Source organism: Aeromonas bivalvium, from assembly GCF_000819765.1.
Classification (GTDB): domain Bacteria; phylum Pseudomonadota; class Gammaproteobacteria; order Enterobacterales; family Aeromonadaceae; genus Aeromonas; species Aeromonas bivalvium.
Window position 1 is genome coordinate 49263 of record NZ_CDBT01000041.1, and the last position, 16292, is coordinate 65554.

Annotated in this window: 15 protein-coding genes; 7 read left to right on the plus strand and 8 right to left on the minus strand. The window is 62.8% G+C overall.

Annotated elements, in window-relative coordinates; genetic code table 11:
* Window positions 1-59: 59 nt before the first annotated feature.
* The 3 genes from hda to upp form a co-directional block, all read right to left on the minus strand.
* Window positions 60-761, minus strand: coding sequence for a DnaA inactivator Hda (gene hda, locus BN1119_RS12360; RefSeq protein WP_041998276.1), 702 nt, complete (start codon window positions 759-761; stop codon window positions 60-62).
* Between the two features lie 91 nt (window positions 762-852).
* Window positions 853-1866: a DUF2066 domain-containing protein gene (locus BN1119_RS12365; RefSeq protein ID WP_041998278.1), complete on the minus strand. Its 1014-nt coding sequence runs from the start codon at window positions 1864-1866 to the stop codon at window positions 853-855.
* Window positions 1867-2033: 167 nt separating this feature from the next.
* Window positions 2034-2660, minus strand: a complete 627-nt coding sequence (gene upp / locus BN1119_RS12370) for a uracil phosphoribosyltransferase (protein WP_041998280.1) — start codon at window positions 2658-2660, stop codon at window positions 2034-2036.
* 178 nt (window positions 2661-2838) lie between these two features.
* Between upp and purM the strand changes: the two genes are divergently transcribed.
* Window positions 2839-3876 carry a phosphoribosylformylglycinamidine cyclo-ligase gene (gene purM / locus BN1119_RS12375; protein WP_084205446.1) on the plus strand — a complete coding sequence of 346 codons (1038 nt, stop codon included), beginning with the start codon at window positions 2839-2841 and terminating at the stop codon, window positions 3874-3876.
* Between the two features lie 8 nt (window positions 3877-3884).
* Entirely contained in the window at window positions 3885-4529 is a 645-nt protein-coding gene (gene purN / locus BN1119_RS12380) for a phosphoribosylglycinamide formyltransferase (protein ID WP_041998284.1), read from the plus strand.
* A gap of 80 nt (window positions 4530-4609) precedes the next feature.
* Here the strand turns inward: purN and BN1119_RS12385 are convergent, their stop codons facing one another.
* Both BN1119_RS12385 and lpcA read right to left on the minus strand, forming a co-directional pair.
* Window positions 4610-5398, minus strand: coding sequence for a class II glutamine amidotransferase (locus tag BN1119_RS12385; RefSeq protein ID WP_041998285.1), 789 nt, complete (start codon window positions 5396-5398; stop codon window positions 4610-4612).
* Between the two features lie 60 nt (window positions 5399-5458).
* Window positions 5459-6037 carry a D-sedoheptulose 7-phosphate isomerase gene (gene lpcA, locus BN1119_RS12390; RefSeq protein ID WP_041998287.1) on the minus strand — a complete coding sequence of 193 codons (579 nt, stop codon included), beginning with the start codon at window positions 6035-6037 and terminating at the stop codon, window positions 5459-5461.
* 236 nt (window positions 6038-6273) lie between these two features.
* Here lpcA and fadE point away from each other — a divergent pair, with 236 nt between their 5' ends.
* A complete protein-coding gene (fadE, locus tag BN1119_RS12395; protein ID WP_041998289.1) occupies window positions 6274-8730 on the plus strand; it encodes an acyl-CoA dehydrogenase FadE in 2457 nt (818 codons plus the stop codon).
* A gap of 214 nt (window positions 8731-8944) precedes the next feature.
* Window positions 8945-10462 carry an HD domain-containing phosphohydrolase gene (locus BN1119_RS12400; protein ID WP_041998291.1) on the plus strand — a complete coding sequence of 506 codons (1518 nt, stop codon included), beginning with the start codon at window positions 8945-8947 and terminating at the stop codon, window positions 10460-10462.
* 80 nt (window positions 10463-10542) lie between these two features.
* On the opposite strand, the gene BN1119_RS12405 is transcribed toward BN1119_RS12400, so the two are convergent.
* Both BN1119_RS12405 and dnaQ read right to left on the minus strand, forming a co-directional pair.
* Window positions 10543-11754, minus strand: a complete 1212-nt coding sequence (locus tag BN1119_RS12405; RefSeq protein WP_041998329.1) for a TIGR03503 family protein — start codon at window positions 11752-11754, stop codon at window positions 10543-10545.
* Window positions 11755-11801: 47 nt separating this feature from the next.
* Window positions 11802-12533, minus strand: a complete 732-nt coding sequence (gene dnaQ, locus BN1119_RS12410) for a DNA polymerase III subunit epsilon (RefSeq protein ID WP_041998293.1) — start codon at window positions 12531-12533, stop codon at window positions 11802-11804.
* A gap of 75 nt (window positions 12534-12608) precedes the next feature.
* Here dnaQ and rnhA point away from each other — a divergent pair, with 75 nt between their 5' ends.
* A complete protein-coding gene (gene rnhA / locus BN1119_RS12415; RefSeq protein WP_041998295.1) occupies window positions 12609-13073 on the plus strand; it encodes a ribonuclease HI in 465 nt (154 codons plus the stop codon).
* On the opposite strand, the gene BN1119_RS12420 is transcribed toward rnhA, so the two are convergent.
* Window positions 13061-13783, minus strand: coding sequence for a class I SAM-dependent methyltransferase (locus tag BN1119_RS12420; RefSeq protein WP_041998297.1), 723 nt, complete (start codon window positions 13781-13783; stop codon window positions 13061-13063). The two genes, rnhA and BN1119_RS12420, sit on opposite strands and share 13 nt — an antisense overlap.
* An 88-nt stretch (window positions 13784-13871) precedes the next feature.
* Here BN1119_RS12420 and gloB point away from each other — a divergent pair, with 88 nt between their 5' ends.
* Both gloB and BN1119_RS12430 read left to right on the plus strand, forming a co-directional pair.
* Window positions 13872-14636 carry a hydroxyacylglutathione hydrolase gene (gene gloB, locus BN1119_RS12425; RefSeq protein WP_041998299.1) on the plus strand — a complete coding sequence of 255 codons (765 nt, stop codon included), beginning with the start codon at window positions 13872-13874 and terminating at the stop codon, window positions 14634-14636.
* Window positions 14637-14707: 71 nt separating this feature from the next.
* Window positions 14708-16264: a lytic transglycosylase gene (locus BN1119_RS12430; RefSeq protein ID WP_041998331.1), complete on the plus strand. Its 1557-nt coding sequence runs from the start codon at window positions 14708-14710 to the stop codon at window positions 16262-16264.
* Window positions 16265-16292 lie beyond the last annotated feature (28 nt).

Consider the following 16292-nt stretch of genomic DNA (forward strand, 5'->3'; position numbering starts at 1 on the left):
CGGGGTTTCTTTTTGCTCGCCCCTCAAGGAGGCGACACAGACAGGTAATCACCGTGGGCTCAGAGTTCGAGGATCTCTTTGACAAAGGGGATGGTGAGCTTGCGCTTGGCGCGAAAGGAGGCATTGTCGAGCTGATTGAGGGTGGTGAGCAGGGTGCGCATGTCCCGGGACAGGCGATTGAGCAGAAAACGGCCCACGTCGATGGGCAGCTTGAAGCCACGCAGCTCGGCCCGCAGTTGCAGGGCACTGAGCTTGCCTTCGTCGTCGAGCTCGTCGAGGTGGAAACTCACCCCCCAATCGAGGCGGGAGGCGAGATCCGGCAGTTGCAGCCCCAGCTTGCGCGGTGCGCTGCAGCCGGTGACCACCAGGGTTCCTTCCCCCTTCTCCTGCCAGCGATTGTAAAAATCGAACAGGGCCCGCTCCCACAGCGCGTTGCCGGCGATGGCCTCCAGACTGTCGAGGCAGACCAGGGGCAGGCTCTCCAGGGCATCGAGCATGCTGGGGTCGAGTTGCTCGAACTGGTCGAGGGAGAGGTAGGCTGCGGCGGCGTCCCGGGCATTGACCTCGGCGCAGGTAGCATGGAGCAGGTGAGAGCGGCCCGACCCCTTGGCGCCCCAGAAATAGAGGAAAGGCGCACCCTGACCGATGGCGGCATTCTTGAGGGCCGTGATCAGATGGGCGTTGTTGCCGGGATAGAAACTGACGAAGGTTTCATCATCCGGGAGTTGTACGGCTAAAGACAGTTGGGCCGGTTGCTTCACTCGTTGGGCTTTGACTGTGACATTTGCGGGCTAGTGTAACATCGCCCGGCCCGATAGAGAACCGCCGGGCCCACGTCCGGCGGCCTCTGGGTCAGCGCTGCGACCATTGGTAGCGCAGGCTTCCCTCGGCAGGCAGAGGCTGCAACCTGGGCTCCAGCTCCAGGCTGCGGACGAGATCGGCCTGCTCCCCCTGCAAGGTGAGAGAGAAGTTCACCTTGTCCCCATCGAGCTGGCCTATGGTGACCTGGCTGACACTGGCCATGCCCTGCAGCAGCTTCTGCAGGCTGATCATCTCATCTATGCCCTGCACCCCTTCCACCAGCAGGGTCTGGGTCGAGCTGGTCGCCCCCAGGCGGGCGCCGTACTGCTCTACCAGCCAGGCGGCCAGGCCGTCGACAAGCTGGCTGGCCACCTCCTCCCGGGAGCCTTGCGCCTCCCCCCGGGTCAAGGGTTCGGCCGCGCCCGACTTGGGACCATAGAGGGTCCAGGTCAGGTTCCATCCCTCCTCCTTGGCCGCCAGCTGGCCCAGCACCACCATCTCGGCACCGTAGCGCTGGCTGGCCTTGAGGATGGGACCGGCAAAACGGCCCCAGACATCGGTGGCGCTCACCGCCATGCTGTCATCCAGATCCATCAGCGGAATGCTGACCGGCAGCCCCAGCACCCGGGCCTGGCTGCGCAGTGCCGTTGACCAGCCATCGCCGGACTGATCCGAGATGATGCGCCGCTCGGCGCCATCTTCCACCAGCCAGAGTGCCAGTTGCGGCCGGGCCGGGCCCAGCAGGGCGTAATCGCTGCCCGCGATCAGGGCATTGACCTTGGCCGGGATGAAGTTCGCCTTGAGCAGCTTCACCTCCCCCTCATCCTGATAGCCATAGCGCTGCACGAAGGCCTTGGGATCCGCCAGCGCCTTGACCACCTCGGGCTTGTCCACTATGTCGCGCTTGCCGCTCACCTTGATCAGCACCTGGGCCAGGGCCTGACCCTGGGCCGCCTGCATGTCGCCGCTGGTGGGCGCCATCCCCTGATAGAGGTCATCGAGCTGGGCGGCTCCCACGGCGCAGGCAAACAGGGCACCACAACAGGCGAGCAGGAATTTGGACATGGGCAAGGACTCTCTGGCAAAGATGGAATAGCGCCATGGTAGCGGCAAGCCACGCCCGCCAGCAAGCCGGGCGTCCGCAATGAGACTGACAAGACCAAAGGCGCGCCGCAAACGACGAAGCCGACCCTGAGGTCGGCTTCGCAAATGGCGCGGGAATGCGCCTGGGCTTACTTGGTGCCGAAGATCTTGTCCCCGGCATCCCCCAGACCCGGGACGATATAGCCCTTCTCGTTCAGGCCATCATCGATGGCGGCGCAGTAGACCTCCACGTCCGGGTGGGCCGCTTCCAGGGCCTTGAGCCCTTCCGGCGCCGCGACCAGCACCAGCACCTTGATGGAGTGGCAGCCCTTCTTCTTGAGCAGGTCAATGGTGGCGATCATGGAGCCGCCGGTGGCCAGCATGGGATCGATGACCAGGGCCAGACGCTCCTCGATGTTGCTGACGATCTTCTCGAAGTAGGGCACCGGCTGCAGGGTCTCTTCATCGCGGTAGATGCCGACCACACTGACCCGGGCGCTCGGCATGTGCTCGAGCACGCCGTCCATCATGCCCAGACCGGCACGCAGGATGGGCACGACGGTGACCTTCTTGCCCTTGATCTGGTCGACTTCCACCGGGCCGTTCCAGCCGTCGATGGTGACCTTCTCGGTTTCAAAGTCAGAGGTGGCTTCATAAGTCAGCAGGCTGCCGACCTCCTTGGCCAATTCACGGAAGCGTTTGGTGCTGATATCGCCTTCGCGCATCAGACCAATCTTGTGCTTGACCAGGGGGTGCTTGGCTTCGATGACCTTCATTATTATCTCCTCTAACTGCCGCAAGAAAAATCGCGGAATCATACAACAAAAAGCGCCATCTGTAGAGCATTTCCCGGTAAAAACGCGCAAACGATTTCCTTTCAGGTTTTCGGCCCCGGCTGGTAGAATACGCCCCGAATTTTACCCTCCACCTCTATACATGACGGGGACTACTCGCGTGACTGACAAAACCTCACTGAGCTACAAGGATGCTGGCGTTGATATCGATGCCGGCAACGCACTGGTTGAACGCATCAAGGGCGTGTCCAAGCGCACTCGTCGTCCTGAAGTCCTTGGTGGTCTTGGCGGCTTTGGGGCCCTGTGTCAAATTCCTGCGGGCTACAAGGAGCCGGTACTGGTTTCCGGTACCGATGGGGTGGGCACCAAGCTGCGCCTGGCCATCGACCTGAAGAAACATGACACCGTGGGCATCGATCTGGTGGCCATGTGCGTCAATGACCTGATAGTGCAAGGCGCAGAACCCCTCTTCTTCCTCGACTACTATGCCACCGGCAAGCTGGACGTGGACACGGCCGCCGCCGTGGTCACCGGCATCGGCACCGGCTGCGAACAGTCCGGCTGCGCCCTGGTGGGCGGCGAGACCGCCGAGATGCCGGGCATGTATGAAGGGGAAGACTACGACATCGCCGGTTTCTGCGTCGGCGTGGTCGAGAAGAGCGAGATCATCGACGGCAGCAAGGTCGGCGAAGGGGATGCCCTGATCGCCCTGGCCGCCAGCGGCCCCCACTCCAACGGTTTCTCCCTGGTGCGCAAGATCCTGGAAGTCTCCCAGGCGGACGTGCATCAGCCCCTGGGTGAGACCACCCTGGCCAATGCCCTGCTGGAGCCGACCCGCATCTATGTGAAACCCGTGCTCAAGCTCATCAAGGAGTGCGAGATCCACGCCCTGTCCCACATCACAGGTGGCGGCTTCTGGGAGAACATCCCCCGCGTGCTGCCCGCCAATACCCAGGCGGTGATCGACGAGCAGAGCTGGCAGTGGCCGGCGGTGTTCAGCTGGCTGCAGCAGGCCGGCAACGTCACCCGCCACGAGATGTACCGGACCTTCAACTGCGGCGTCGGCATGATCATTGCCCTGCCCGCCAGCGAGCTGGACAAGGCACTGACCCTGCTCAAGGCTGAGGGCGAGCACGCCTGGCACATCGGCCACATCGCCAAGGCGGCCGATGGTGAGGAGCAGGTCATCATCCGATGAGCCGTCCCATGACCCGTATTCTGGTGCTGATCTCCGGCAGCGGCAGCAACCTGCAGGCCATCCTGGATGGCTGCGCCCAGGGCAGGATCGACGGCCAGGTTGTGGCCGTCATCAGCAACAAGGCCGATGCCTATGGTCTGGTACGGGCCGAGCAGGCCGGGGTGGCAACCGAGGTGCTGTCCCACCAGGGCTTCGACAGCCGAGAGGCCTATGATGCCGCCCTGATGGCCCGCATCGACAGCCACCAGCCCGATCTCATCGTGCTGGCCGGCTTTATGCGGATCCTGACCGGGGACCTGGTGCGTCACTATCAGGGGCGGATGCTCAACATCCATCCCTCGTTGCTGCCGAAATACCAGGGATTGCACACCCACCAGCGCGCCATTGATGCCGGTGATGACGAGCACGGTGCCAGCGTCCACTTCGTCACCGAAGAGCTGGATGGCGGCCCCGTGGTATTGCAGGCCCGGGTGCCCATCTTCCCGGAAGACGAGGCAGCGGATGTCGCTGCCCGGGTCCAGGCCCAGGAGCACAGCCTCTACCCCTTGGTGGTGCAGTGGTTCTGTCAGGGACGGCTGCGCTGCGATGGCGAGGGCGCCTGGCTCGATGACGCCCTGCTGGGCCCGGCTGGCCATGCCAGCGACGAGGCCTGAGCCGCGCGCAGGCAGCAGGAAAGCAAGAGGGAGGCCCATGGGCCTCCCTCTTTTATTGGGTGACGTTTTACCTGACGCCCTCAGACGATGCCGGCACCGCCCCGCGACACCAGCTCGCCGAGACGGAACAGGCAATGCTCCCCCGCCACCATGGGCTGCCAGGATTCGTTGCCGGTCAGGGGCCGGGTCGCAATCAGGGTGACCACGTCGTTGGGCGTGGTTTCGCTCTGAAAATCGATGGCCACATCCTCGTCGAGCAGGCGCGCCTCGCCGAAGGGAGCCCGCCGGGTGAGCCAGTGCAGATTGTTGCTGCAATAGGTCATCACGTACTCCCCATCGGAGAGCAGCATGTTGAACACCCCCAGGCCGCGCAGCTCGTCGCACAGGCTTGCCAGATGGCGGAACATGGCCGGGAAGTTGGCGGGGCGACGGGGGTATTTGTGCTCCAGCCTGTCAAGCAGCCAGCAGAAGGCGTGCTCGCTGTCGGTGTCGCCAATGGGCCTGTGTCGCCCGGTCGCCAGCTTCTTGTAGCCGGTGAGCTGGCCGTTGTGGGCGAAGGTCCAGTTGCGGCCCCACAGCTCCCGGGTAAAGGGATGGGTGTTCTCCAGCGAGACGCAGCCCCGGTTCGCCTGGCGGATATGGCTCACCACGGCGCGGCTCTTGATGGGCAGCGCCTGTACCAGCCTGGCGATGGGGGACTCGGCGCTGGGCTGCGGATCCTTGAAGGTGCGACACCCCTTTCCCTCGTAGAAGGTGATGCCCCAGCCATCCTTGTGGGGCCCCGTCTTGCCGCCCCTCAGCATCAGCCCGGTGAAGCTGAAGCAGATATCGGTCGGCACATTGGCACTCATGCCGAGCAGTTCACACATGTTCTTCCCCTCTCCACCCGGGCAACGTCGGACTCAGCGGTTGCGGCATGGCGTCCGCCCTTACTCGGCCATCTCTTTTTCGACCAGCTGGATCAGGATGTGGATCACCTTGATATGGATCTCCTGAATGCGGTCGGCGTAGCCGAAATGGGGCACCCGGATCTCGACATCGGCCAGGCCCGCCATCTTGCCGCCATCCTTGCCGGTCAGGGCGATCACCTTCATGCCCTTGGCATGGGCCGCCTCGATGGCCTTGAGGATGTTGCCGGAGTTGCCGCTGGTGGAGATGCCGAGCAGCACGTCGCCACGACGGCCGACCGCCTCCACATAGCGGGAGAAGACATGGTCATAGCCAAAGTCGTTGGAGACGCAGGAGAGGTGGCTGGGATCCGAGATGGCGATGCCGGGATAACCGGGACGATTCTCGCGGTAGCGGCCGGTCAGCTCCTCGGCAAAGTGCATGGCATCGCAATGGGAGCCACCGTTGCCACAGGAGAGCACCTTGCCCTCTTGCTTGAAGGAGTCAGCCAGCAAGCGGGCAGCCGTCTCGATATTTTTCAGATTCTGCTCATCGGCCAGGAATGCCTGCAGCACACCAGCCGCCTCGGTCAGTTCATTGCGGATCAAGTCTTGGTACATGATATCTCTTCCAAAATGTCGTCGCGGCCATTCTCGCACAAGCAGGGCAAGGAGTCGCCCCCGGCCAGGCAGTGGCTGCGTCAAATTGCGTTATGGCGCTCACATCGCCAAGGTAACGAGCTTGTAAACGGCTTGATAATTTTTTGCCCATGGATTACAACAGAGGCTATATCCAACAGGTCAGACCTCTGGATGAGTTAAGCCAATTTGGCATTACATCACGCAAGGAGCAAGCAATGACGACGACCCTCACTCTGCTTGGGGTGATCCTGGTTATCGGCGCCCTGGCTTATCGCCGGGTGTCCCTGTTTATCTCGACCCTGACAACCCTGGCCGCCCTGGTGCTCGGCACCCTGTTTGGTCATGTGCCCCTGCTGGTCTGGGCCCTGTTCGCCCTGATAGCCCTGCCCCTCAACCTAATGGATTTTCGCCGAAGCCAGCTGACCAAACCGCTGTTTCGACTCTATAAATCCATCATGCCTGAGATGTCCCGCACCGAGAAGGAAGCCATCGAAGCGGGCACCACCTGGTGGGAAGCGGACTTGTTTGCCGGCAACCCGAACTGGAAGAAACTGCACGCCATTCCGGTCAGCACTCTGTCCGCCGAAGAGCAGGCCTTCATGGACGGCCCGGTGGAAGAAGTGTGCCGCATGGTCGATGACTGGGAAGTGACCCACGAGCGGGCGGATCTCTCCCCCGAGGTGTGGCAGTACCTCAAGGACCACAAGTTCTTCGCCATGATCATCAAGAAGAAGTACGGTGGCCTGGAGTTCTCCGCCTACGCCCAGTCCTGCGTGCTGCAAAAGCTGTGCGGCGCCAGCGCCGTGCTCGCCTCCACCGTCGGCGTGCCCAACTCCTTAGGGCCGGGCGAGCTGCTGCAACACTACGGCACCGAAGAGCAGAAAGACCACTACCTGCCCCGCCTGGCGGTCGGCAAGGAGATCCCCTGCTTCGCCCTGACCAGCCCGGAAGCGGGCTCGGACGCGGGCTCCATCCCCGACTTCGGCATCGTTTGCAAGGGCGAATGGGAAGGGGAAGAGGTGCTAGGCATGCGCCTGACCTGGAACAAGCGCTACATCACCCTCGCCCCCATCGCTACCGTGCTGGGGCTGGCCTTCAAGCTGCGCGACCCGGATCACCTGCTGGGCGAGGAAGAGGAGCTCGGCATCACCTGCGCCCTGATCCCCACCGACATCGACGGGGTCGAGATAGGCCGTCGCCACTTCCCCCTCAATGTGCCGTTCCAGAACGGTCCGACCCGGGGCAAGGATGTGTTCGTGCCGCTGGACTTCATCATCGGCGGCCCGGCCATGGCCGGTCAGGGCTGGCGCATGCTGGTGGAGTGCCTGTCGGTCGGTCGCGGCATCACCCTGCCCTCCAACAGCACGGGCGGCGTCAAGATGCTGGCCCTGGCCACCGGTGCCTACAGCCGCATCCGTCGCCAGTTCAAGCTGCCCATCGGCAAGATGGAAGGCATTGAAGAGCCCCTGGCTCGCCTGGGGGGCAACGCCTACATCATGGGCGCCGCCGCCAAACTGACTGTGACCGGCATCGATCTCGGCGAGAAGCCGTCGGTCATCTCCGCCATCGTCAAGTATCACCTCACCGACCGTGCCCAGAAGTGCATCATAGATGCCATGGACATCCACGGCGGCAAGGCCATCTGCATGGGCCCGAACAACTACCTGGCCCGCGGCTACCAGGGTGCCCCCATCGCAGTGACGGTGGAAGGGGCCAATATCCTGACCCGCAGCATGATCATCTACGGTCAGGGCGCCATCCGCTGCCACCCTTACGTCCTGCCCGAGATGCTGGCCGCCAGCCATCCGGACAAGGAGCAGGGACTCAAGGACTTCGACAAGGCGATGTTCCGCCACGTCGGTTTCGCGGTCAGCAACCTGGTGCGCAGCTTCAGCCTGGGCATCACGGGAGCGCGCATCGCCGGCTCTCCCTTCAAGGACGCCACCCGCGGCTACTATCAGCAGCTGACCCGACTCTCCGCCAACCTGGCCTTCCTGTCCGACATGGCCATGGGGACCCTGGGGGGCGAGCTCAAGCGCAAGGAGCGGGTCTCCGCGCGTCTGGGCGACGTATTGAGCCAGCTCTACCTCGCCTCCAGTGCCCTCAAGCGCTTCGATGACGAGGGTCGCCAGCAGGCGGATCTGCCGCTGCTGCACTGGGCGCTGCAAGATGCCCTGTTCAAGGCGCAAGAGGCCATCGACGAGTTGCTGCGCAACTTCCCGAACCGCTGGATTGGCCTGGCCCTGCGCGTCATCGTGTTGCCGCTTGGCCGCGACCTGAAGCGTCCCTCCGACAAGCTCGACAGCCAGGTGGCCCGTCTGCTGCAAGTGCCGAGCGCCACCCGCAGCCGTCTGGCCGAAGGCCAGTACCTTACCCGCGAAGAGGGTAACCCCTTCGGGTTGCTGGAGCAGGCACTCGACGACGTGCTGGCCGCCGAGCCGCTGTTTGACAAAGTGTGCAAGGCAGAGGGCAGCAAGCGCCCCTTCACCCAGCTCGACCAGGTGGCGGACGCCGGCCTGGCACTGGGGGTCATCAACCAGAGCGAGGCCGACCTGCTGCGCCGCGCCGAGGCGAGTCGTCTGCGCACCATCAACGTCGATGACTTCGATCCCATCGAACTGGTGGCCAACAAGGCGCTGTTCGAGGCATCCGCCTATCACAGGGCGGCATGAGCCGGCAGCTGACGACACCCACGCCTCCCATCGGGAGGCGTTTTTTTTATCCCCATTGCGGCCCCTCGCCCCCGGCCTGTCCCTCTCCCCCATCACGGGCCCAGTCCGCCCCGCCCGGCCGAAGCCGATCGAGTTCGCTATTTGTATTTCAATGAGTTTCCTAACCCAGGCGAAGCGGTTAAGGTAGGCAGAAGGTGAAACACAGGATCCGGATATGGATGATGACATCCTGATTATCGATGACGAGCTGATGCCTCTTCAGGATAAACAGCAGACAGGCTGGAAGGTGATGATAGTAGACGACGAACCGGAAGTTCATCGCATCACCAAGCTCACCCTGAACAAATTTGAGTTCGATGGCAAACCCATCGCTTTCCTGGATGCCTACTCGGCCGCCGACGCCAAGAGCCTGCTCGATCAGCACCCGGACGTGGCCCTGCTGCTGCTGGACGTGGTGATGGAAGCGGACGACGCCGGCCTGGAGGTGGTGCGCTACGCCCGCGAGGTGTGCCACAACAAGCTGGTGCGCATCGTGCTTCGCACCGGCCAGCCGGGCCAGGCGCCGGAAGATGACGTGGTCAACAACTACGACATCAACGATTACAAGGACAAGACGGAGCTCACCTCCCAGAAGCTGCGCACCCTGCTGCGCGCCAGCCTTCGCTCCTATCGCGACATCTGCGCCCTCGAGAGCCATCGCCAGGGGTTGGAGAAGGTCATCCAGGCCTCCAAGGGCATCTTCGACAAGCTGGCCCTGCGCCAGTTCGTCGAGGGGGCCCAGGCCCAGCTCTGCACCCTGCTCAACCTGGAAGAGTCGCAGATCTACAACGTCAGACAGTCCACCTATGAGCTCAAGGATCAGATGCTGGTGCCGCTCTTGCCCGGCAAGGAGCCGATACGGCTGCACGACGCGCCCGCCATTTTGCAGGAGGCCATGAGCCGTTCGGCCAACATCTACCAGGGCCACGAGATGGTGCTCTATTGCCAGAATCGCAGCCATCACCTGCTGTTTCACATCGAGGCCCACCGGCCCTTGAGCCAGATGGACACGGGCCTGCTCAGCCTGTTTACCGAAAACATCATAGTGGCGCTGGAAAACATCCGGCTCAACGAGCTGCTCGCCGACAACGAACGCGAGATCATCTACCGCATCGGTGAACTGGTGGAATCGCGCTCCAAGGAGTCGGGCCTGCACGTCAAGCGGGTGGCCCTCTATACCGAGCTGTTCTGTCAGCTGCTGGGCATGGATGAGGAGCAGAGCGAGCTCATCAAGCGTGCCTCCCCCCTGCACGACATCGGCAAGGTCGGCATTCCCGATGCCATCTTGCACAAGCCAGGCAAGCTGGAGCCGGCGGAGTGGGAGATCATGAAGACCCATGCCCAGCTCGGCCACGACATGCTGAGCGGCAGCAAGCTGGCCCTGTTCCAGATTGGCGCCACCATCGCCGGCAACCATCATGAGAAGTGGAACGGCAGCGGCTATCCCAGGGGCCTGGCCGGGGACGCCATCCCCCTGGTGGGGCGCATCGTCGCCCTGGCGGACGTGTTCGATGCCCTGGGTTCGGATCGCTGCTACAAGCAGGCCTGGCCGCTGGATGAGGTGCTCGCGCTCATCCGCCGGGAGCGGGGGGAGCATTTCGATCCTCAGCTGGTCGATCTGATGATGGCCAACCTTGACGGCTTCCTGGCCATTCGCGACGCCTACCGGGATCCCTTCATCGGCGCCCGTTAGCCAGGGCCGCCATGCCCATGACAACGAAGCCGCCGTCCCCAGGGGACGGCGGCTTCGTCTTTACTGCAAGGTGCCGGGCTTTACTGCTCGGGCAGGTTGAGATCCAGCACGGGCTCTGGCTTGCTCTCGGCCGCCTGCTGGGCCGCCATGGCCCGCTTGAACGCCCGCCGCTTCTGCCACAACATGAAGCCCATCCCGGCCAGCACCAGGGCCAGGATCCCGAGACCTGCGCTCAGCCAGACCCACAAGGGGGTGCCAGGATCCTCTTCAAATGCCGGGGCGGCCACCGCCTCGCTCACCACAGGGGCAAGGGGCTCGGGGGCCAGGGCCGGATAGATGTCAAACGACTTCTCCGGCAGGGCGATGCGCAGCTCGCGGCCGCTGCGGCTGGTGGCAAACAGCTCGGCGCTGACCCTGTATTTGCCCACCTGGGTCAGCCGGGAGAGATCCACCTTCAACTCCCCTTCCCCTCCCTGGCCCGTGAAGGGGGTGTGGGCTCCGGTGTTGCTGGTCACCTCCCCCCTGATGGCGACGCTGGCCGGATCCAGCTCATCCTCGTCTATCTGCAATACCAGACTCGGGCCCTGTCGCTCCCCCTGGCTCTGCACCCGGTATCCCACCGGCAGCGGATAGAGCAGCACCTCCTGGCCCCGCGCCCGCACGAACACCTGATTGCCCGTGCTGATGAGGGCCCGATACTTGCCTGCGGGGGCATCCAGCTTTGCCTCGGCGGTGAGCATGCCATCGGCCGGCACCTCGTCGAGCCCCTTGCCATCGTCGAGGTAACGACCGAGCTCGGTCTCGAACACCGGCTCCCCCTGTTGCTGCGGATCGTTGAACGCCTGCAGGCGCACCGTCATGCCAAGGTCGGTCAGATAGTAAGAGCGGTCTGGCACGGCGCCATCGATGCGCAGCCGGGCCCCGAGCTTGAGGTACTCTCCCTGATAGAGCCGCTGCGGCAGGGGCTGCATCTCCAGCTGCACGTTGCTGAGCAGCCGCACCCGGTTGGCGGGATCCACCGCGCCTATGGCCTGCCAGGGCCCCGCCATGGGGTGGCGTATGGTGATCACATCCTGATCGTCGAGGGAGAGCCAGCCCACCTCGGGCGACTGCACCCGACCGGCATAGAGCTTGCTGCCATCAGGGCGCACCAGGATCACCGAAGGCGTGCCGGGTTGGCGCTTGATGATGAAGGAGATCTCCTTTACCCCGTAATCGATGCGAAAGCGATTATCGAGCAAGGGCACATCGGAGGGGCCAAACACCTCGCTGGCCTGGGCGCTGAACGGCATGGCGCCCGCCAGCAGCCAGAGCGCCACGCCGATCCCGACTCCGCTTCTCACTGACGCCACAGGCAGCTGCCTCCCTTCTTCTGAACCAGATCCAGTCGGCTTTCATGGCACTCCTGGGTCTCGGCACTCGCCCGGATCACCTTGAGAGCAGGCCGGTTGCTGTCGAGCCGACGAATGCCGGTGTCCTTGTTGTTGTCATCCCCGCTCTCGGCCGCCAGATTGAGCTTGGTCTGACCGCCCGTCATCAGCAGGTAGACGTCCGCCAGTATCTCCGCATCGAGCAAGGCGCCGTGCAGTGTCCGATGAGAGTTGTCTATGCCGTAGCGATCGCACAGGGTATCGAGGTTGTTGCGCTTGCCGGGAAAGAGATCCCGCGCCAGCGCCAGGGTATCCGTGATGGTGCAGATGTCCGCGGTCTTGAGGGAGAGACCCAGCTTGCTGAACTCGTAATCCATGAAGCCCACGTCGAAGGGGGCATTGTGGGCCACCAGTTCGGCGCCGCGAATAAAGTCGATGAACTCGTCCGCCACCTGGCTGAACATGGGCTTGTCCGCCAGGAAGGCGTCCGTGATGCCATGAACCCGGATGGCCTCGGGGTCCACCAGCCGATCCGGCTTGAGGTAGACATGATAGTGATTGCCGGTCAGACGGCGGTTGATCACCTCCACGCAGCCGATCTCTATGATGCGGTGACCCAGATAGTGCGGGCCGCCGCCAAAGTTCATGCCGGTGGTTTCAGTATCCAGAATGATCTGGCGGTTGGCTTGGGCTGTGTTCATGTTCCAATCTATGTCAAACTTCGGTTTTGCTCGCTAGTTTACCCCAAGCCTCATGTTAAAACAGATTGATTGCTCATGTTGAAACAGATTGATTTATATACGGATGGTTCCTGCCTCGGTAATCCGGGCCCGGGCGGCTATGGCGCCGTCATGGTTTATGGCAAGCACCGCAAGGAGCTGGCGGGCGGTTATCGCCTGACCACCAACAATCGCATGGAGCTGATGGCCGCCATCGTCGGGCTGCGCACCCTGAGCGAGCCCTGCCAGGTACGACTCACCACCGACAGCCAGTATGTGCGTCAGGGCATCACCCAGTGGATCATCGGCTGGAAGAAGAAGGGCTGGATGACCGCCAGCCGTCAGCCGGTCAAGAATGTGGATCTGTGGAAACAGCTCGATGCCGAGGTGGCTCGCCATCAGATAGAGTGGCTCTGGGTCAAGGGACACTCGGGCCACCCGGAGAACGAACGCTGCGACGAGCTGGCCCGGGATGCCGCCAGCGGCAAGCAGCTGGCCGAAGACACTGGCTACCAGCCCTGACGGGCCATGCCGGACGCCGTCACCTGCCTGGTCAAGGACCAGGATTGACGCACCGGGATCAAGGGGAAGCGCCGCTTGCGGGCGGCGATCACATAGACGGAGGCGAACGGGCGCAGGTGATCCCGACCCAGGCTCTCCCGCCACCAGCCGATGCGGCTGCGCGGCCCCATCATGGCATAGCCAAACCTGTCATCATGCATCACCTCAAACCCCAGCAGCTGCAGCCAGTCGGTGACCCTGGCCGGACTGAACATGCGCGCCGACCAGGGCAGTCTGTGCCGGTACCAGGGCAGCAGATGACCCAGCCCTGCCAGGCTCAGGGGATTGTAACCGCTCAGGATCAGCCAGCCATCGTCGGTCAGCACCCGCTCGGCCTCACGCAGCACCTGATGGGGATCCGGGCTGAAGTCGAGCACATGGGCCAGCAGGCAGGCATCGACGCAGTTCTCCCTGACAGGCAACGCCAGAGGATCCCCGATGCAGTCGAGCAGCCGTCCCGCCCGGGCCAGACCAATCTGATGACGGATGCGGGAGTGGCCGCAGGAGAGTTCGGCGCTCAGGCTGCCTATCTTGAGCAGGTGATAGCCGAACAGCTGGGGGCACCAGCTGTCGAGTCGCTCCTGTATTTCGGCAGCGACCCAGTCCCCCAGCGGGATCTCGGCCCAACTGGTCGGGATCGCAAGCTGTTGTTCGGTACGGGCCAGCTGCATAATAGGACTCAACCTCGGGAACATGGGTGACACGCCCTCCAGTTATATAAGATCCCCTTCATTAAGAGAACATAAAGAGGCCTGTGCCATGTATCCAGTGATCACGATACCCGCTTTCAATGACAACTATATATGGTTGATCCGACACGAAAACCATTGCCTGGTGGTCGACCCGGGTGACGCGGCCCCCGTGCAGACCCGCCTCGACGAGCTGGGGCTCGAGCTCGATGCCATCCTGCTCACCCATCACCATCACGACCATGTCGGCGGGGTCGATGCCCTGCTCAAACGCTACCCCAAGGCACGGCTTTATGGTCCCAAGCTGAACCCTCTGCCCGATCAGCACGGCCAGTGGCTCGACGAAGGGGACAAGATAGGCTGGCACGGTCTTACCCTCACCGTCATGCATGTGCCCGGCCACACCCTGGGTCATATCGCCTACCATGGCGACGGCATGCTGTTTTGTGGCGACACCCTCTTCTCCGCTGGCTGTGGTCGCATGTTCGAAGGAACCCCGGCCCAGATGCACGACTCCCTGATGCGTCTGGCGGCATTGCCAGATGACACTCAAGTCTATTGCGCCCATGAATATACCCTGGCCAACCTGCGTTTTTGCCTGGCGGTGGAACCAGACAACCCGGCGCTGCACGCGCGGATAGGTCAGGTCAGCAAGCTGCGCCAGCAGGGCCTTCCGAGTCTGCCAACCCGCCTCGGCGACGAGCGGGCATTCAACGTTTTTCTGCGCTGCGATGAGCCAAACGTAAAATTTTCTGCTGAAAAGCACGGGATGAAATGCTTGGAAAATCCAGTAGATACCTTCGCCGTGCTCAGGCGCTGGAAGGACACTTTTTGAACAAACCTTGATCGGTCTGATTTTGCCGCATATGATGCGTGCTGATTTTCTACCAAGATGACCTGCGTGAGATGAAGTTACGAACGGCCTTATTGGCGACGCTGATCCTCAGTGGATGCCAAAACCTGAGCCATCAGGATGACCGGGCGCTAACGGCAAGTGAGCCGATCAAGTCCCCACAAGTCAGCAAAAAACTGCATAAAAAGCATGCCTCCCGTTTTCTGTTCAATGATGAACAGCTGGACGAGAGCACTGATACGGGTAACCTCTGGGTGCGTATCAGCGATGACATGCAACTGGATTTCCCCGATAACCAGCGCATCCGCCAACAGCGGGCAACGATTTTACGCAGTGACAATCATCTGGCCACCATTGCCAGTCGTGCTGAACCCTACCTCTACCTTATCGTCGAGGAGATCGAACGGCGCGGGCTGCCAATGGAGCTGGTGACCATCCCCATGATAGAGAGCATGTTCGATCCCCATGCCCGCTCGCGCAGCAACGCGGTCGGCCTGTGGCAGTTCGTGCCCCAGACGGGTCGTAACTTCGGCCTGCGCCATGACAGCTGGTATGACGGGCGCCGCGACGTGCTCGCCTCCACCAATGCCGCCCTCGACTACTTCGAATACCTGAACCGTTTCTTCGACGGTGACTGGTTGCAGACCATCGCTGCCTACAACGCAGGCGAAGGTCGGGTGCGCAATGCCATATTGCGCAACCAGAAGCGGGGACGTCCCACCGATTACTGGTCGCTGGATCTGCCCCGCGAGACCCGCATGTATGTGCCCAAGGTGCTCGCCATGGCCGATGTGCTGAGCAACCCCGAGAAGTACAACGTGACCCTGCCCACCCTGGCCAACGAGCCCAGGCTGCGGGTCGTCAATACCGAGGGGCAGATAGATCTCCACGTGGCGGCCCAGCTCGCCGGCCTGCGTCCGGCCGATCTCAAGGAGGTCAATCCGGCCCTGAGCCGTTGGACCACTTCTCCCAGGGGGCCTTACCGCCTGCTGGTGCCGGTGGAGTACGCCGACAGCCTGGAGCTGGCCCTGGCAGACCTGCCCAAGCGTGAGCGCATCCCGACTCGCTCCTATCGAGTGGTCTCTGGTGACACCCTGTCACGGATCGCCATGCAGAACGGGGTCAGCGTCAACCAGCTCAAGGTGGCCAACAACCTGCGCGGCAATACCCTGCGCCGTGGTCAGACCCTGGCGATCCCAAGCGATGGCAAGCCGGTGGCTGCCGCCCCGGCCGTGCGCCAGCCCCAGAGCAAACCGACCCGGATCGCCGCCGCCACTGGCAGCAAGCGCCACTACAAGGTGCGTTCGGGAGACACCCTCTGGAACATCAGCCGCGCCCATGGGGTGACCCATGGCGAACTGGCAAAGTGGAACGGCCTCAATGCCAAGTCGGCCCTCAAGCCTGGCATGCAGCTGGTGATCTGGCCCAAGAGCACTGCCAGCCGCGACAAGTCCATGGTCTATCAGGTGCGTCGGGGCGACTCCCTCTCCTCCATCGCCGCCCGGTTCCAGGTCGCCGTGGTGGATGTGATGCGCTGGAATCAGCTCGACAAGAGCGGCTATATCAAGCCGGGCCAGGAGCTGACCCTGTTCGTGAACAACAACAGCTAAGCCAGATACCGGATACAAAAAAACCACC